Origin of the sequence: Streptomyces sp. NPDC058335, from assembly GCF_042723915.1 — a bacterium.
Taxonomy (GTDB): Bacteria; Actinomycetota; Actinomycetes; order Streptomycetales; family Streptomycetaceae; genus Streptomyces.
This window is the reverse complement of sequence record NZ_JBHXHX010000013.1, coordinates 260,461-277,900: the sequence shown is the minus strand read 5'-3', so window position 1 is coordinate 277,900 and position 17,440 is coordinate 260,461. Positions and strand designations below refer to the sequence as shown.

At 69.9% G+C, this 17,440-nt stretch carries 12 protein-coding genes; 6 read left to right on the top strand and 6 right to left on the bottom strand.

The window, feature by feature from the left end:
- The first annotated feature begins 122 nt into the window (after positions 1-122).
- The gene (locus ACFWJX_RS26070) at positions 123-1,580 is read left to right on the top strand and encodes an HRDC domain-containing protein (RefSeq protein ID WP_383247712.1); all 1,458 of its coding nucleotides are present in this window, start codon (positions 123-125) and stop codon (positions 1,578-1,580) included.
- A 90-nt stretch (positions 1,581-1,670) separates the two neighbouring features.
- On the opposite strand, the gene ACFWJX_RS26065 is transcribed toward ACFWJX_RS26070, so the two are convergent.
- From ACFWJX_RS26065 to ACFWJX_RS26055, 3 genes are read right to left on the bottom strand one after another with little or no spacing between them, the layout of a single operon-like run.
- Positions 1,671-2,501 (bottom strand): carbohydrate ABC transporter permease, encoded by an 831-nt coding sequence (locus ACFWJX_RS26065; RefSeq protein WP_383247709.1) that lies wholly within the window; start codon positions 2,499-2,501, stop codon positions 1,671-1,673.
- On the bottom strand, positions 2,498-3,448 hold the full coding sequence (locus ACFWJX_RS26060; RefSeq protein WP_383247706.1) for a carbohydrate ABC transporter permease: 951 nt from the start codon (positions 3,446-3,448) through the stop codon (positions 2,498-2,500). Before ACFWJX_RS26060 ends, ACFWJX_RS26065 begins: the two co-directional genes overlap by 4 nt.
- The gene (locus ACFWJX_RS26055; RefSeq protein ID WP_383247703.1) at positions 3,445-4,761 is read right to left on the bottom strand and encodes an extracellular solute-binding protein; all 1,317 of its coding nucleotides are present in this window, start codon (positions 4,759-4,761) and stop codon (positions 3,445-3,447) included. Before ACFWJX_RS26055 ends, ACFWJX_RS26060 begins: the two co-directional genes overlap by 4 nt.
- 208 nt (positions 4,762-4,969) lie before the next feature.
- Here ACFWJX_RS26055 and ACFWJX_RS26050 point away from each other — a divergent pair, with 208 nt between their 5' ends.
- The 4 genes from ACFWJX_RS26050 to ACFWJX_RS26035 all read left to right on the top strand — a co-directional run bounded on the left by ACFWJX_RS26050 (position 4,970) and on the right by ACFWJX_RS26035 (position 11,878).
- The gene (locus ACFWJX_RS26050) at positions 4,970-7,378 is read left to right on the top strand and encodes a glycoside hydrolase family 2 protein (RefSeq protein ID WP_383247701.1); all 2,409 of its coding nucleotides are present in this window, start codon (positions 4,970-4,972) and stop codon (positions 7,376-7,378) included.
- The gene (locus ACFWJX_RS26045) at positions 7,375-8,412 is read left to right on the top strand and encodes a LacI family DNA-binding transcriptional regulator (protein ID WP_383247698.1); all 1,038 of its coding nucleotides are present in this window, start codon (positions 7,375-7,377) and stop codon (positions 8,410-8,412) included. Before ACFWJX_RS26050 ends, ACFWJX_RS26045 begins: the two co-directional genes overlap by 4 nt.
- Before the next feature lie 122 nt (positions 8,413-8,534).
- Positions 8,535-9,752, top strand: coding sequence for an acetyl-CoA C-acyltransferase (locus tag ACFWJX_RS26040; RefSeq protein ID WP_252547826.1), 1,218 nt, complete (start codon positions 8,535-8,537; stop codon positions 9,750-9,752).
- Positions 9,749-11,878 (top strand): 3-hydroxyacyl-CoA dehydrogenase NAD-binding domain-containing protein, encoded by a 2,130-nt coding sequence (locus ACFWJX_RS26035; protein ID WP_383247696.1) that lies wholly within the window; start codon positions 9,749-9,751, stop codon positions 11,876-11,878. The genes ACFWJX_RS26040 and ACFWJX_RS26035 overlap by 4 nt, the downstream gene beginning before the upstream one ends.
- 92 nt (positions 11,879-11,970) lie before the next feature.
- On the opposite strand, the gene ACFWJX_RS26030 is transcribed toward ACFWJX_RS26035, so the two are convergent.
- On the bottom strand, positions 11,971-12,987 hold the full coding sequence (locus ACFWJX_RS26030) for a hypothetical protein (protein WP_383247693.1): 1,017 nt from the start codon (positions 12,985-12,987) through the stop codon (positions 11,971-11,973).
- An 88-nt stretch (positions 12,988-13,075) separates the two neighbouring features.
- Here ACFWJX_RS26030 and ACFWJX_RS26025 point away from each other — a divergent pair, with 88 nt between their 5' ends.
- Complete coding sequence (locus ACFWJX_RS26025) at positions 13,076-13,450, top strand: NTP pyrophosphohydrolase (RefSeq protein WP_383247690.1); 375 nt, start codon at positions 13,076-13,078, stop codon at positions 13,448-13,450.
- Positions 13,451-13,738: 288 nt separating this feature from the next.
- Here the strand turns inward: ACFWJX_RS26025 and ACFWJX_RS26020 are convergent, their stop codons facing one another.
- Positions 13,739-15,262, bottom strand: a complete 1,524-nt coding sequence (locus ACFWJX_RS26020; RefSeq protein WP_383247687.1) for an amino acid permease — start codon at positions 15,260-15,262, stop codon at positions 13,739-13,741.
- Between the two features lie 170 nt (positions 15,263-15,432).
- Positions 15,433-17,352 carry a 1-deoxy-D-xylulose-5-phosphate synthase gene (dxs, locus tag ACFWJX_RS26015; RefSeq protein ID WP_383247684.1) on the bottom strand — a complete coding sequence of 640 codons (1,920 nt, stop codon included), beginning with the start codon at positions 17,350-17,352 and terminating at the stop codon, positions 15,433-15,435.
- Positions 17,353-17,440 lie beyond the last annotated feature (88 nt).

Genomic DNA, 17,440 nt, shown 5'->3' with positions numbered 1-17,440 from the left:
CCTCTCTATTCTCTACCTTCTTTTTTTTTTTGTTGGGTGTGTTGTTTTTTTTTAACACCCCCCCCCGGGACGCGGCACGGCCCGGCCGCGGGGCGCCGCCCACACACGGATACCCTTGACAGGTGACCGACGCCCAAGAAACCGCAGCAGCCAGCTCACTGCGAACCACCGGAGGCGCCCCTCCGGAAGACGACGGACCGACTGCTGCCGGGGCGCCGACACCATTGCTCGAACCTCGCGAGGGCATTCCGCCCGTGATCGCCGACGACGCCGCGCTCGCCGAGATGATCGCCGCCTTCGCCGCCGGCTCCGGCCCCGTCGCCGTGGACGCCGAACGCGCCTCGGGCTACCGCTACGGCCAGCGCGCCTATCTGGTGCAGCTGCGCCGGGAGGGCGCCGGCACCGCACTGATCGACCCCGTCGCCTGCCCCGACCTCTCCGCGCTCGGCGAAGCGCTGTCCAGCGTGGAGTGGGTGCTGCACGCTGCCACCCAGGACCTGCCCTGCCTGCGGGAAATAGGCATGGTGCCCACCAGACTGTTCGACACCGAGCTGGCCGGGCGGCTCGCCGGGTTCCCGCGGGTCGGCCTCGGCGCGATGGTCGAGGGCGTCCTCGGTTTCGTCCTGGAGAAGGGCCACTCCGCCGTCGACTGGTCCACCCGCCCGCTGCCCGAGCCGTGGCTGCGCTACGCCGCCCTGGACGTCGAACTCCTCGTCGATCTGCGCGACGCCCTGGAGAAGGAACTGGACCGGCAGGGCAAGCTGGAGTGGGCCCGGCAGGAGTTCGACGCGATCGCCTCGGCGCCGCCACCCGAACCCCGCAAGGACCCCTGGCGCCGTACGTCCGGAATGCACAAGGTGCGTCGGCGCCGTCAGCTCGGCGTGGTGCGAGAGCTGTGGCAGACCCGGGACCGGATCGCCCAGCGGCGGGACGTCTCACCCGGCAAGGTGCTGTCGGACGCGGCCATCGTGGAGGCCGCGCTCGCCCTTCCCGCCAACGCGCACGCGCTGGCCGCGCTGAACGGCTTCGGGAACCGGATGAGCCGGCGCCAGCTCGAGCAGTGGCAGGCGGCCGTCGACCGGGCCAGGGCGATGAGCGAGTCGCAGCTGCCGCAGCCGGGGCAGTCGGTCGTGGGGCCTCCCCCGCCGCGGGCCTGGGCGGACAAGGACCCCGAGGCCGCGGCTCGCCTCTCGGCCGCGAGGTCGGCCGTCTCGGCGGTGGCCGAGGAACTGAACATGCCGCAGGAGAACCTGATCGCTCCGGACAGCGTCCGGCGGGTCTGCTGGGAGCCGCCCAAGCCGGTCGACACGGAGTCGATCACATCGGCACTCACGGCCCTCGGCGCACGCCCCTGGCAGGTGGAGCAGGTGACGCCGGTGCTGGTGGCGGCCCTGTCGGCGAAGGCGACGAACCCGCCGGGCATGGAGGGGACGCACGGGACGCAGGGGACGAGTACGCCGCAGGGGACCGGTTCGAACGGTGCGCCGGAGACGAACGGTGCGCGGGAGAACGGTTCTAAGGCAACTGGCGCGGCGGACACCGGTGTACAGCAGAGTGGCGCACGGCAGGCCGACGCGTAGGGACCGACTGGCCGCCGTAGACATCGCTGTCATACGGCGGCTGCGGGCCCCGCGGTAAGCGGTTACGTGCGCCGTTCCATGCTCAGGGACTCATCTGGTCGCTCCGCGCATGAAACCGTTGTAGATGTATTTCTGGAGCGCCAGGAAAACGATCAGTGTCGGCAGGATGACCAGGACCGCTCCTGCCGAGATCGTCTCCCAGTGGGCCGCGTAGGGGCCCTTGAAGCGGAACAGCGACGTCGAGATCACGCCAAGATCTTGAGAGGGCATGTAGAGGAAAGGGATGTAGAAGTCGTTGTAGACGGCGATCCCCTTCACGATCACGACCGTCGCGATCGCCGGTTTCAGCAACGGGAAAATGATCTTGCGGTAGATGGTGAACGCGTTGGCGCCGTCCAGGCGGGCCGCCTCGTCCAGTGAGATCGGGATCGAGCGGACGAACTGCAGAAAAATGTAGATCGACACGATGTCGGTGCCCATGTACAGGGCGATCGGCGCCCAGCGGGTGTCGAAGAGGCCGAAGCTGTGGACGATCTGGAAGGTGGCCACCTGGGTGGTCACCCCGGGGACCAGCGCGGCCACCAGAAACAGGGCGACGACCAGTTTCCGGAACCGGAACGTGAACCGGTCGATGGCGTACGCCGTCATCGAGCCGATGAGGACCGTGCCGCCGACGGAGATCAGCAGGATGAAGGCGGTGTTTCCGAACGCCGTGAGCATCCCGCCGTCCTGGAACGCCGTCACGTAGTTGTCGAAGTTGAGCGGGTTGTGCGGCGGGGTGAGCGCCCCGCCGTCGTTCGCCGTCTCGTTCTCGGTCTTCAGGGACGTCAGGAGGACGACCCCGAGCGGGAGCAGGACGACCACCGTCGCGAGGACCAGCGACAGATACATGAGGGTGCGGGCAACGGCTCGGCGCGTCATACGAGGTCCACCCTGTCGTCGGGGACGAGGCGGCGCTGGACCCAGGTCACCAGCAGGATGACCATCAGCAGCACGACGGCCGCCGCCGAGGCGAGCCCCGTCTTGTTGAACTGGAAGGCCAGTTTCACGGTCTGGATCACGAAGGTCTCGGTGCCGGTCGCCCCGCCGGTCATGATGTACGGGATCTCGAAGGCCGCGAGGGACCCGGAGATCGACAGGATCACGGTGAGGGTCAGCACCGGCTTGATGCCGGGCAGGATGATGTACCGGAACTGGTGCCAGCGGTTCGCGCCGTCCAGCTCGGACGCCTCGTACAGCTCCCCGGGGATCGACTGGATCGCGCCGAGGAACAGGACGAAGTTCATGCCCAGGTAGCGCCAGACCGAGACGCCGGCGAGCGAGGTGTTCGCGGAGAAGGGCGTGCCCAGCCAGGCATGGTCGGTGTGGTGGCCGAAGAGGCCGAGGACCGTGTCGAAGGTTCCGCCGTCCTGGAAGAAGTAGAGGAAGACGAAACCGATGGCGACACCGTTGACCAGGGACGGGAAGAAGAGCACGCCCTTGAAGAAGTTGCGGAAACGGACCTGGAAACTCAGGATCGTCGCGAAGTAGAGGGCGGCGACGATCTGGATGACCGAGGCGATCAGGTAGTAACCGCTCACGAAGAACACCTGGAAGAGGTCCTCCCTGGTGAAGATCTCCGTGTAGTTCTCGGCGCCCGTGTAGTGCAGCTCCGGGCTCACACCGTCCCAGTCGGTGAAGCTGTACGCGACCATGTTGGCGATCGGCGCGTAGGTGAAGGTGATCAGCAGGGTGAGGGGCGCGAGCAGGAACAGCCACGGGGTGAGCACCCGCCAGGTGCGGGCGCGGCGCGGAGCCGGCAGGCGGGCGGTGTCCTCCGAGGCCGGCGACGCGGCCTCGGAGGACGCCTTCTCGGTGGTGTGCGTCATCGGCCGGTCACGCTCTTCTGCGTCTCTGTCCACTTCTTGCCGAGGTCCGCGAGGAAGTCGTCCAGGCTGCCCTTCTTCGCGCCGCGCGCCAGGTCGACCAGGTCCTGCCGGTACTCGGGCTTGTAGATGCCGACCTCGGACTCGTCGTCGATCCGTTTGACCTCGGCGCCCGCCGAGTCGTCCAGCTCGATCAGCTTCACGCCCGCGTCCTCGTACGGCTTCAGCACCTGGGGCATCGAGGCGTCCTTGAGCGGGGAGATGGCCAGGTTGTCCCGGTCGTAGCCCGACTTGTCGGTGAACCAGTCGATCCAGGCACGGGCCGCCTCCTTGTGCGGGGAGTGGACGTTGACGGCCTGGTTGTAGTCGGGGCCGACGGTGGCGCAGAACGTGCCGTCGGACTGGGCCGGGAACGGCATGAAACCGATGTCTTCGGGGTTCACGCCGGCCTTCTTCGCGGCGTCCTGGAACTGGATGATCGCCCAGGTGCCGAGCCACTGGGTGGCGATCTCGCCCTTCGCCAACTGGGGCTTGGACAACTCCCAGTTGGTGGTGGTCGGGTCCTTCTCGGCCAGCCCCTGGCGCACGATGTCGTAGAGCAGCTTGTCGCCGACGCGCAGGTCAGAGCCCTGAGCCCACGGGTCGCCCTGGGCCAGTTTCGTGGTGGCCCTCGGGTCGCAGCCGACCGAGCCGTTGACGTACGTCCACGAGGTCAGGGGCCACTGGGCGGCGAAGTTGGTGTAGTAGGGAACCGCGTCCGTCTTCTGCTTGACGGCCTTCAGTCCGGCGAGGAACTCGGCCGTGGTGGTGGGCCATTCGGTGATACCGGCCTCCTGCCACACCCGCTTGTTGTAGACGAAGCCGGGCATCACGCCGACCGGGCTCTGGCCGTAGACCTTGCCGTCGACGGTGGTGAAGTCCGTGAAGCGGTACTTCCCGGCACGCTCGGCCTCGGTGCCCAGGGAGGCGAAGAACTTCGGGTAGTCGTTCTTCTTGATCACCGCCGGGATCAGGAGGACGTCGCCGTAGTCCTCCGTGTTCATCCGGATCTTGATCTCTGCCTCGTAGTTGGTGAGTGCCTGGAACTCGACCTTCACCTTCGGGTAGATCTTGTTGAACTCGGCGGCGTACTTCTTCATCGTGCCGTCCTGCACGAGGTCGGTGCGGACGGTGAGAACGGTGATGTCTCCGCTCACTTTCGACGGGTCGTCGGGCGCCTTGGCGTCGGCGCCCTTCGAGGCGCCTCCGGTACCGGTGCAGCCGGGGAGCAGCAGGGCGGCTCCGGCGACCAGGGCGAGGACTGTACGGCGGTTCATGTGCGTCAACTCCGTTCACGGGACGGACGAGCACGTGCGGGGTGGTGGAACGCGTACGGGCCGGTCGGGTACGTAAGGGTCGGTGGCGCCCGTACGGGTTGGCTGATTCGGCACTCTGACAGCGCTTTCTCAACCGGTAAAGTCCCCATCCGGCCAAGGGTGGAGAGATGTTCCCCAATCTCCGGATCGACCGGTTTAGGGAGTGCGCATGCTGGAGGCCACACCGCTCACCGACGGCTGGACCCTGCGGCACGGGGAGGAGTCGCTCCCGGCCGTGGTGCCGGGCTGTGTGCACACCGACCTGCTCGCGTCCGGGGTGATCCCGGACCCCTTCCTCGGCCGCAACGAGACCGAGGTCGACTGGGTCGGGCGGCGCGCCTGGACCTATGAGGCGCGGTTGCCGGAGCCGGCGTCCGGGCACGAGCAGACGGACCTGGTCTTCGACGGCCTCGACACGGCCGCCGAGGTGCTGGCCGGCGACCGACTCCTGGGACGGGTACGGAACATGCACCGCTCGTACCGCTTCGACGTGACCGGGCTGAGCGGGCCGCTGACCGTCCGGTTCCGTTCCGCGTACGCCGAGGCGGAGGCGGTGCGCGGGCGGCTCGGCGAGCGGCCCTCCGCCTACGCCGAGCCGTACCAGTACATCCGCAAGATGGCCTGCTCCTTCGGCTGGGACTGGGGGCCGACCCTGGTCACGGCCGGAATCTGGCGGCCGGTGCGCCTGGAGCGCTGGTCGACGGCCCGGATCGCCCGGGTGCGCCCACTGGTGACCGTCGAACAGGGCGTCGGTGTCGTCGAGTTGCGCGTGGACGTGGAGCGCACCAGGGTGGAGGCGGAGCTCACCCTGGAGGCCACGGTGGGCGGACAGCGCACGCGGGCCGCCGTACAGGGGACGGACGCGGTGGTCCGGCTGGAGGTGCCGGATCCCGAACTGTGGTGGCCGCGGGGATACGGCGGGCAACCGCTGTACGACGTCGAACTGACGCTTCATCACGGCAGTGCCCCGCTCGACGTCTGGCGGCGGCGCGTCGGTTTCCGGAGCGTCGAGTTGGACACCTCGTCCGACGTCCACGGAACCGCTTTCACGATTCTTGTCAACGGCGAGCCGGTCTTCGTGCGGGGCGTGAACTGGATCCCCGACGATGTGTTTCCGTCCCGGATCACCCGCGAGCGTTACCGGGAGCGGCTGGGGCAGGCGGCCGGCGCGGGAGTGGACCTGGTGCGGGTGTGGGGCGGCGGAATCTACGAGAGCGAGGACTTCTACGACGCCTGCGACGAGCTGGGCCTGCTGGTGTGGCAGGACTTCCCGTTCGCCTGCGCGGCCTACCCCGAGGAGCAGCCGCTGCGCGGCGAGGTGGAGGCGGAGGCCCGCGAGAACGTCGTGCGGCTGATGCCGCATCCGTCGCTGGTGCTGTGGAACGGGAACAACGAGAACCTGTGGGGTTTCCGCGACTGGGGGTGGGAGGAGCGGCTCGGCGGCGACTCCTGGGGAGAGGGGTACTACCTGGGCGTACTGCCGCGGGTGGTGGCCGAGGCGGATCCGACGCGGCCGTACACGGCGGGCAGTCCCTGGTCGGGGTCGTGGCGGCGGCACCCGAACGATCCGGCGCACGGGACGCACCATTCGTGGGAGGTGTGGAACCGGGAGGACTACGCCGGCTACCGGCGTGATGTGCCGCGTTTCGTGGCCGAGTTCGGCTGGCAGGCGCCGCCCGCGTACGCCACGCTGCGGCGCGCGTTGCCCGGTGAGGATCTCGCGCCGGACTCCCCCGGCGTGCTGCACCACCAGAAGGCGGAGGACGGCAACGGCAAGCTGCGGCGCGGGCTGAAGCGCCATTTCGCCTTCCCCGACGGGGATTTCGACCGGTGGCACTACCTGACACAGGTCAACCAGGCCCGTGCCGTGGCCGCCGGGATCGAGCACTGGCGCTCGCACTGGCCGGTGTGCGCGGGCACGGTCGTCTGGCAGCTCAACGACTGCTGGCCGGTGACCTCCTGGTCGGCGATCGACGGGGACGGTCGGGAGAAACCGCTCTACCACGAGTTGCGGCGGCTGTACGCGGACCGGCTGCTCACCCTCCAACAGCGGGAGGGAGGGCTGGTGCTGGCGGCCGTCAACCAGTCGCGGGAGCCGTGGACGGGCCCGCTCGTGCTGCGGCGGATGTCCGTCGAGGGCGAGGTGCTCAGCACGGCGACCCTGGATCTCGCAGCCGACACGCGGGCGGTGGCCGCAGTGCGGGTGCCGGCGGAGCTGGAGCCCACGGGGCCGAAGGATTTTCTCGTGGCGGACGCGTGGGAGTACCCCCGCTCGGGCGAAGCCGAGAGCGGGGGAGGGCTGCGGGCCCTGCATTTTCCGGTACCGGACCGCGAAGTCCCCTACCCCTCCCCCGCGTTCACGGTGAGCCTCGTACCGGGCGGGATCGAGGTACGGGCGCACACCCTGGTACGGGACCTGCTGCTCCAGGCCGACCGGCTGGACGCGCGGGCGCGCGTCGACCGGGGCCTCGTCACCCTGCTTCCCGGGGAACGGGTGACCATCGGAATCACGGGCTGGGAGACTCCCGATGCCGACACCGCCCGCCGTGCGCTGTACTGCCAGGAGCCCGCTCGATGACAGCGTTTCCCGCTCCCCGCGTCACCATCAAGGACGTCGCCGCGCGCGCCGGTGTGTCCAAGGGTGCCGTCTCGCTCGCCTTCAACCACAAGCCGGGACTGTCGGAGGCGACCCGGGACCGCATCTTCGCGGCGGCGCGGGAACTGGGCTGGGAACCGAACCTGACCGCACGGTCGCTGTCCAGCTCGCGGGTGGACGTGGTGGGGCTCGCGATCTGCCGGCCGGCCCGGATGCTGGGCCTGGAGCCGTTCTACATGGAGTTCGTCTCCGGCGTCGAAAGCGTTCTCACCGAGCATTCCTGTTCCCTGCTGCTGCGGCTGGTGCGCACGGTGGACGAGGAGGTCGGGCTCCAGGAGGCGTGGTGGCGGGGGCGGCAGACCGGCGGGGCGATCCTGGTGGACTTCCGGGCCGACGACCCCCGGGTGCCCGCCGTGGAGCGGCTCGGGATGCCGGTGGTGGCCGTCGGGCATCCCTCGCTGACCGGCTCCCTCGTCTCCGTGTGGACCGACGACGCGACGGCGGTGAAGGAGGCGGTGCGGTATCTCGCCGCGCTGGGGCATCGCCGTATCGCGCGGGTCGGGGGCGCGGCGGCGCTCGGGCACACCACGATACGGACGGCCGCGTTCGACGAGGCGGCCCGGATTCTCGGGCTGGCCGGGGCACGGCAGGTGGCGACCGACTACTCCGGGGAGGCGGGCGCCCGTGCGACCCGGTCCATGCTGACCGCCGCCCCGCCGGACCGGCCGACGGCAATCGTTTACGACAACGACATCATGGCCGTCGCCGGCCTTTCGGTGGCGGCAGAGATGGGGCTGAGCGTGCCGCGGGACGTGTCCCTGCTGGCATGGGACGACTCCCAGCTGTGCCGGCTGACCCATCCGACGCTCTCCGCGATGAGCCATGACGTGCACGGATTCGGCGCGGAGGCGGCGCGTACGCTGTTCGGGCTGATCACCGGAGACGGCCCGGGGACGCACCAGGTGCCCACGCCGGTGCTGACGCCCCGGGCGTCGACGGCTCCACCGGAGGTGTGACATTCGCCGCTCCACCGGGTAGGGCTGTGCAGCTACGTTACCCACAAGTAGCATGGGTTCTGAGCGCGCGCTCAGCGCTTGCGCAAGCAGCAGTGCCATCCCGCACCTGGAGGAGAGCCATCGTGCCTCGTACCGTCAGGGACGTCGTCTTCGTAGACGGCGTCCGTACCCCGTTCGGCAAGGCGGGCCCGAAGGGCATCTACCACGAGACCCGTGCCGACGACCTCGTCGTGAAGGCGATCCGGGAGCTGCTGCGCCGCAACCCCGGTCTCGACCCGAAGAAGGTCGACGAGGTCGCCATCGCCGCGACCACGCAGATCGGCGACCAGGGCCTGACCATCGGCCGCACCGCCGGCATCCTGGCCGGTCTGCCGACCTCCGTGCCCGGTTACTCCATCGACCGCATGTGCGCGGGCGCCCTGACCGCCGTCACCACGGTCGCCGGCTCCGTCGCGTTCGGCGCGTACGACGTCGCCATCGCCGGCGGTGTCGAGCACATGGGCCGCCACCCGATGGGCGAGGGCGTCGATCCGAACCCGCGGTTCGTCAGCGAGAAGCTGGTCGACGAGTCCGCCCTCTTCATGGGTATGACCGCGGAGAACCTGCACGACCGTTACCCGCAGATCACCAAGCTGCGCGCCGACGAGTACGCGGTGCGCTCGCAGGAGAAGGCCGCCAAGGCCTACGCCAACGGCAAAATCCAGGCCGACCTGGTGCCGGTCTCCGTGCGGCGCACGAGCCCCGAGGCCGGTGAGACGGGCTGGGGCCTGGTCACCGCCGACGAGCCGATGCGTCCGGGAACGACCCTGGAAAACCTTTCCGGGCTCAAGACCCCGTTCCGCGTGCACGGCCGGGTCACCGCCGGCAACGCGGCCGGTCTTAACGACGGCGCAACCGCTTCCCTCATCGCTTCCGAGGACTTCGCGCGCGAGAACGGCCTGCCGGTCAAGATGCGCCTGGTCGCCTACTCCTTCGCGGGCGTCGAGCCGGAGGTCATGGGCTACGGCCCGATCCCGGCCACGGAGAAGGCCCTCGCGCAGGCGGGTCTGTCCATTTCCGACATCGGTCTCTTCGAGATCAACGAGGCCTTCGCCGTCCAGGTCCTGGCCTTCCTGGACCACTACGGCATCGCCGACGACGACGAGCGCGTCAACCAGTACGGCGGCGCCATCGCCTTCGGCCACCCGCTGGCCTCCTCGGGCGTCCGTCTGATGACGCAGCTGGCCCGCCAGTTCGAGGAGCAGCCGCACGTCCGCTACGGCCTGACCACCATGTGCGTCGGCTTCGGCATGGGCGCGACGGTCATCTGGGAGAACCCGCACTTCGAGGGGGACAAGTGAGCACCACCGCTGAGCTGCTGAAGGGTGCGGCCGAGCTGTTCCCGGACGAGGTCGTCACATCGGCGCACGTACGCCATTTCGACCTGCCGCTGGGTGCCGGGCGCTTCGCCCTGATCACCCTCGACAACGGCCTGGACCACACCAAGCCGACCACCTTCGGTCCGCAGTCGCTGGCCAACCTGAACACCGCCGTCGACCAGGTCGAGAAGGAGGCCGCGGCCGGCGAGATCGTCGGTGTCGGCGTCACCGGCAAGCCGTTCATCTTCGCGGTCGGCGCCGACCTCAAGGGCGTCGAGCTGCTGAAGGAGCACGAGCACGCGCTCGCCATCGGCAAGGGCGGCCACGAGGTCTTCAAGCGCCTCTCGGGCCTGGCCGTGCCGACCTTCGCGTACTACAACGGCGCGGCCATGGGCGGCGGCGTCGAGGTCGGTCTGCACTGCACCTACCGCACGGTGTCCGCGGCCCTGCCCGCCTTCTCGCTCCCCGAGGTCTTCCTCGGTCTGGTCCCCGGCTGGGGCGGCTGCACCCTGCTGCCGAACCTGATCGGCGCCGACCGTGCCGTCCAGGTGATCATCGAGAACTCGCTCAACCAGAACAAGCAGCTCAAGGGCGCGCAGGTACACGAACTGGGCATCGCCGACGCCCTGTTCGAGGGCGCGGACTTCCTGGAGCAGTCGCTGATCTGGACGGCGTCCGTCCTCAAGGGCGAGATCGTCGTCGACCGTCCGGTGATCGACCGCGGCGAGGCCTGGGACCAGGCCGTCGCCAAGGGCCGCTTCATCGCGGACAGCAAGGTGCACGGTGCGGCCCCGGCCGCCTACCGCGCCCTCGACATCATCGCCGCCGCCAAGAACGGCGACCTCCAGCAGGGCTACGACGCCGAGGACAAGGCCCTCGCCGACCTGATCATGGGTGGCGAACTCCGCGCCGGCATCTACGCGTTCAACCTGGTGCAGAAGCGCGGCAAGCGCCCCGCCGGTGCCCCGGACAAGAACCTGGCCCGCCCGGTCACCAAGGTCGGCGTGGTGGGCGCGGGCCTGATGGCCTCGCAGCTCGCCCTGCTGTTCCTGCGCCGCCTGGAGGTGCCGGTCGTGCTGACCGACATCGACCAGGAGCGCGTCGACAAGGGTGTGGGCTACGTCCAGGCCGAGATCGACAAGCTGCTCGGCAAGGGCCGTATCAACCAGGACAAGGCAAACCGCCTCAAGGCCCTGGTGACCGGTGTGCTGGACAAGGCCGAGGGTTTCTCCGACGCGGACTTCATCATCGAAGCCGTTTTCGAGGAGATCGGCGTCAAGCAGCAGGTGTTCGCGGAGGTCGAGGCGGTCGCCCCGGCGCACGCGATCCTCGCCACCAACACCTCGTCCCTCTCGGTCACCGAGATGGCGTCGAAGCTGAAGAACCCCGAGCGGGTCGTGGGCTTCCACTTCTTCAACCCGGTCGCGATCCTGCCGCTGCTGGAGATCGTGCGGGGCGAGGCGACCGACGACGCGTCGCTGGCCACCGCCTTCGCCGTCGCCAGGAAGCTGAAGAAGACCGCGGTCCTGGTGAAGGACGCTCCGGCGTTCGTCGTGAACCGCATTCTGACGCGTTTCATGGGCGAGGTGCAGAACGTCATCGACGAGGGCACCCCGGTCGAGGTCGCGGAGAAGGCGGTGGAACCGCTCGGCCTGCCGATGTCCCCGCTGGTCCTCCTCGAGCTGGTCGGCCCGGCCATCGGCCTGCACGTTTCGGAAACGCTCAACCGGGCGTTCCCGGACCGTTTCACGGTCTCCCCGAACCTCAAGGCGGTCGTGGAAGCCGGCAAGCGCGGTTTCTACGTCTACGACAGCGGCAAGCCCGAGCTGGACCCGGAGGTCGCCGCGCTGCTCAAGCAGGGCGACACCGTCCTCACCGAGGAGCAGGTGCGGGCGCGCGTCCTGGACGCGGTGGCGCAGGAGATCGGGCTCATGCTCGACGAGGGCGTCGTCGCCGAGGCGCAGGACATCGACCTCTGCCTGATCACCGGTGCCGGCTGGCCCTTCCACCTGGGCGGCATCACGCCGTACCTGGACCGCGAGGGTGTGTCGGAGCGGGTGAACGGCAAGAAGTTCCTGGCTCCCGGCGTGGCGTCGATTCCGGCGTAGCACGGACACGTACGCGGACACGCACGCGTAAGGAGAGGGCCTCCGCCGTCGGCGGGGGCCCTCTTCTCTTCGTCGCGTGGGCCGTTGCCGGGTCAGACCTCCCGCCACGCCGTCAGCGCCAGCCCCGGTTCGTCCTTGCGGCGGGTGACGAGGAGCCGGCCGGTCGACGGGGACAGGCTCACCGCGACCACCCGGTCCTCGTGGTCCCGGGCGAGCGACACCTCGGCGTCGGCGGGCAGTCGGGGTCCGGACTCGGTCCACCAGGCGCCGGCACGCTCCTCCTCGGTGGGGTACGCCGCGAAGGCGACCCGGCCGCTGGAGGAACGCTGGGCGAGCAACGTGCAGTCGTGGCCGTCGAGTTCGCAGCGTACGGCGGCCACCGGGCCGGGGCCGGCCGCGGCGAGCAGGGCGACGGGCTTGCCGCCGGGGCGCCAGGCCCACAGGTCGCCCGAGTCGTCGGTGTAGTAGAGCGTGGTGTGCTCCGGCGAGGTGGCCAGGGCGCGCAGGGTGCCGGGGCGGACCGGCGTCTCCAGCGACTCCCCGAGGACCGGCGGGGTGCCCGGCCGCTCCTGCCGCCAGTGCTGAAGCCCGCCGGGGACGGCCGCGTACGCCTCGACGCGCCCGGACTCCCCCGCGAGCGCGACGGGCGTTCCCTGGATGTCCGGCCCCTCGAGGTCGCGCCACGGGTCCCAGCCGCCCTTCTCCTTCTGCGCGACCATGCCGAGCCCGCTGCCGGCGCGGGCCACGAAGACGTGCGCCCGCCCCTGGGCGTCCACGGCGACGGCGGGGGCGCCGGTGCGGTCGCCCTTCGTGTCCGGGTGGCCGACCGGGGCCCAGTCGAGGGCGGCGAGCAGGGGCCGGAAGTGGGTGGAGTGCACCAGGCCCGCCTGGCCCGGCACGGTGGGCCGCCAGGAGACCAGATGGGCGTAGTCGTCGGCTCCCCGGCCGACCGCCAGGACCGGATGCACCTTCTGGTCGCCGCCCACCGTGCGGGGCGGGTCCCAGGCGCCGCCCGGGGTGTGCTCCGCGCGGCACAGGACCGCGTCGTCCGACGTCAGGTAGACACAGAGCCGCCCGTCGCGGCCACGTACGAGCCATTCGCCGTTCACCCGATCACTGTATGACGGCCCTCTCGGGACGCCCTCGCGCGGGGCAGGCCCGGGGGCCGTCCCTGTCCTCCGTGGCACCCTGGGCGCCATGGACGACGACAACAGCCCGCTGCTCGTGATCGTCGACGCCGCGAACGTGGTGGGGTCGGTGCCCGACGGGTGGTGGCGTGACCGGCGGGGCGCCGCGGAGCGGCTGCGGGACCGGCTGGCCGCCGACGGGCTGCCGGGGCACTCGGGGCCCGCGGAGGTCGTGCTGGTCGTCGAGGGGGCCGCACGCGGTGTGGAACCGGTTTCCGGCGTGCGGGTGGAGTCGGCGCCCGGCAGCGGTGACGACCACATCGTCGACCTGGTGGCCCGGTCGGGAGGCCGCCTCCGCCTGGTCGTCACGGCCGACCGCGAACTGCGCCGCCGGGTGACGGCACTGGGCGCCGAGGTGACGGGGCCGCGGACGATCCGGTCGTAAGCGATTACCTGCTCCAGCATCGCGCGTAAGCGATTACCCGACCGGTAATCGCGTTGTAAGCGATTACCCGCCCGGTGAATTCTGCGTAAGCGGTTACCTATCCACAATCCGGAGCAAACGATTTCCCACCCGCAAACTTGCTGTAACCCGTTCCTCATGCTGACAACCCGGCCTAGCGCCCACAACACTGCCTAAAGCGGTTACGACGCCAAGCCACCCTCCCCCGAGCAGCACGCGGCCCCGCGCCCCCGCCGGGGGCGGGACACGCGGGGCCGTGGAGCGGAGCGTTCAGCGGCCTTCGCCCGGGTCGGGCTTGATCACCTGGCCGACGGGCGTCTCCTGGCCGCGGCCCAGACGGCTGTGGGAGCGGCCGTACAGGAAGTAGACGGCGAAGCCGATCGCCATCCAGATCGCGAAGCGCAGCCAGGTCTCGGCGGGCAGGTTGAGCATCAGCCACAGCGAGGCCAGCACCGACAGGATCGGCAGCACCGGCACCCACGGGGTGCGGAAGGCGCGGTGCAGGTCGGGGCGGCTCCTGCGGAGGACGATCACGCCGATCGCGACGACCACGAAGGCGAAGAGCGTGCCGATGTTCACCAGTTCGGCGAGTTCGCTCAGGGGCGTGAAGCCGGCGAGGACCGCGATGAGGACGCCGAGCAGGATGGTCGGCCGGTGCGGGGTCTTGAACCGCGGGTGGACGTGGGAGAAGAACCGCGGCAGCAGTCCGTCGCGGCTCATCGCGAAGAACACGCGGGTCTGGCCGAGCAGCAGGATCATGCAGACCGTGGTGAGGCCGACGGCGGCGCCGAAGCTGATGAAGCCCGCGAACCACGGGTGTCCGGTGGCCTTGAAGGCGTCGGCGAGGGGCGCGGTGATGGACAGTTCGGTGTAGTGCTGCATGCCGGTCACGACGATGGACACCGCTACGTAGAGGGCGGTGCAGATCATCAGGGAGCCGAGGATGCCGCGGGGCATGTCGCGCTGCGGGTTCCTGGTCTCCTCGGCGGCGGTGGCGACGACGTCGAAGCCGATGAACGCGAAGAAGACCACGGACGCGGCGGTGAAGATGCCCATGACGCCGAAGTTGGAGGGTGCCCAGCCGAACATCAGCTGGATGAGCGGGGACTGGAGGCTGTCGCCCGCCGGCACGTCCTGCGCCTTGGGGATGAACGGGTCGTAGTTGTCGCCCTTGATGAAGAAGAGGCCGGCGATGATCACGACGAGGACGACGGTCACCTTGATGGCGACGACGACCGAGGTGACCCGGGCGGACAGCTTGGTGCCCAGCACGAGGATGGCGGTGAGGACCAGGACGAGCGCGGCGGCGAGGATGTCGAAGCCGAAGCCGTCGGCGCCGTCCCGGCCGCTGAGTGCCTCCGGGAGATGCCAGCCCGCGTTGTCCAGCAGCGAGGCGACGTAGCCGGACCAGCCGACCGCGACCACCGCCGTGCCCAGCGCGAACTCCAGGACGAGGTCCCAGCCGATGGTCCAGGCGGGAAGTTCGCCGAGGGAGGCGTAGGAGAAGGTGTAGGCGGAGCCGGCCACCGGGACGGTGGAGGCGAACTCGGCGTAGCAGAGCGCGGCGAGCGCGCACACGACACCGGCCGCGACGAAGGCCAGGGCGACCGCGGGGCCGGCGTTGTTCCTGGCGACCGTTCCGGTGAGGACGAAGATGCCGGTGCCGATGATGACACCGACGCCGAAGACGGTGAGATCGAGTGCGGACAAGGATTTCTTGAGCGCGTGCTCCGGTTCCTCGGTGTCGAGGATGGACTGCTCGACCTTCTTCGTCCGGAAGAGGGCGTTGCTCACGGGTTTACCTCCCACGCTGTGTCGTCCCCGACATGATCGAGAGGGGGCGTAGTGCGTATGCCCCGGCGCGGGCTCATTCACGCAAATGGGCCGGTTTCACCACTCTCTCAGCGGTGAAACCGGCCCCGTACGGCGTGTCGGCGCGGGTCCCGTCGGGCGCGTAATTCCCGTCAGTCGCGCGCGGGCTCGACCTCGGCGGGCGCGCTGTCGTACCGCCCGTCGAGCCTGGAGACCAGGCCGGTGACCTGGCGGGCGATGTCGGGGGCGGTCAGCCCGATCTCGGCCATGACCTCGGCGCGGGTGGCGTGGTCGAGGAAACGGGGCGGGATGCCGAAGTCGCGCAGCGGCACGTCGACTCCGGCGTCGCGCAGGGCCTGGGCGATCGTGGAGCCCACCCCGCCGACGCGGGAGTTGTCCTCGACGGTGACGACGACGCGGTGGCGTTCGGCGAGCGGCGCCATGGCCTCGTCGACGGGCTTGACCCAGCGCGGGTCGACGACGGTGGTGGAGATGCCCTGCCGGTCGAGGAGGCCGGCGATCTCCAGGCACATCGGGGCGAGGGCGCCCACGGAGACGAGCAGCACGTCGGGCCGGTCGGTGCCCGGCTCGCGCAGGACGTCCATGCCGCCGACGCGTCCGACGGCCGGTACGGCGGGGCCGACGGCGCCCTTGGAGAAGCGCACCACGGTCGGCGCGTCGTCGACCTGGACGGCCTCCCGCAGCTGGGCGCGCACCTGGTCGGCGTCGCGCGGCGCGGCCAGCCTGAGGCCTGGCACGACCTGGAGGATCGACATGTCCCACATGCCGTTGTGGGAGGCGCCGTCGGTGCCGGTGACACCGGCCCGGTCCAGCACGAAGGTGACCCCGCACTTGTGCAGGGCGACGTCCATGAGGACCTGGTCGAAGGCGCGGTTGAGGAAGGTGGCGTACACCGCGAAGACGGGGTGCACGCCGGCGTGGGCGAGGCCCGCCGCGGAGACGGCGCCGTGCTGCTCGGCGATGCCAACGTCGTAGACGCGTTCGGGGAAGGCCTTGGCGAACTTGTCGAGCCCGACCGGCTGGAGCATGGCCGCGGTGATGGCGACGACGTCCTCGCGCTCGGTGCCGAGCTTGACCATCTCCTCGCCGAAGACGGAGGTCCAGTCGGCGCCGCTGCTGGCGATCGGCAGACCGGTGTCGGGGTGGATCTTGCCGACGGCGTGGAAGCGGTCGGCCTCGTCCTGGAGGGCGGGCTGGTAGCCGCGGCCCTTCTCGGTGAGGCAGTGCACGATGACGGGGCCGCCGAAGCGCTTGGCGCGGGCCAGCGCCGACTCCAGTGCCTCGAGGTCGTGGCCGTCGATCGGGCCGACGTACTTCAGGCCGAGGTCCTCGAACATGCCCTGCGGGGCGATGAAGTCCTTCAGGCCCTTCTTTGCGCCGTGCAGGGTGTCGAAGAGGGGCTTTCCGACGACCGGGGTGCGGTCGAGGATGTCCTTGGTCCGGGCGAGGAAGCGCTCGTAGCCGTCGGTCGTGCGCAGGGTCGCCAGGTGGTTGGCGAGGCCGCCGATGGTGGGGGCGTAGGAACGCTCGTTGTCGTTGACGACGATGACCAGCGGGCGGTCCTTGGCCTCGGCGATGTTGTTCAGCGCCTCCCAGGCCATACCGCCGGTCAGGGCACCGTCACCGATGACGGCCACGACGTGGCTGTCGCGTTTGAGGATCTCGTTGCCCTTGGCGATGCCGTCGGCCCAGCCGAGCACCGTGGAGGCGTGGCTGTTCTCGATGACGTCGTGCTCGGACTCGGCCTGCGAGGGGTAGCCGGACAGGCCGTCCTTCATCTTCAGCCGGGAGAAGTCCTGCCGTCCGGTGAGGAGTTTGTGCACGTAGGACTGGTGGCCGGTGTCCCAGAGCACCTTGTCCTTCGGGGACTCGAAGACCCGGTGCAGGGCGATGGTGAGCTCGACCACACCCAGGTTGGGGCCGAGGTGGCCGCCGGTCTTGGACACGGCGTCGACGAGGAAGGTCCGGATCTCCCCTGCCAGCTGGTCCAGCTCCTCCAGGCTGAGCCGGTCCAGATCGCGCGGTCCCCTGATGCGGGTCAGCAGCGGCACCCGTGCCTCCTTGCAGTAGAGCTGATCGAGCTGTTGCCGGGCTCGTCGAGTCTAATGTTCCGCCCCGGCGGGCGGCGCCCGCCCCATG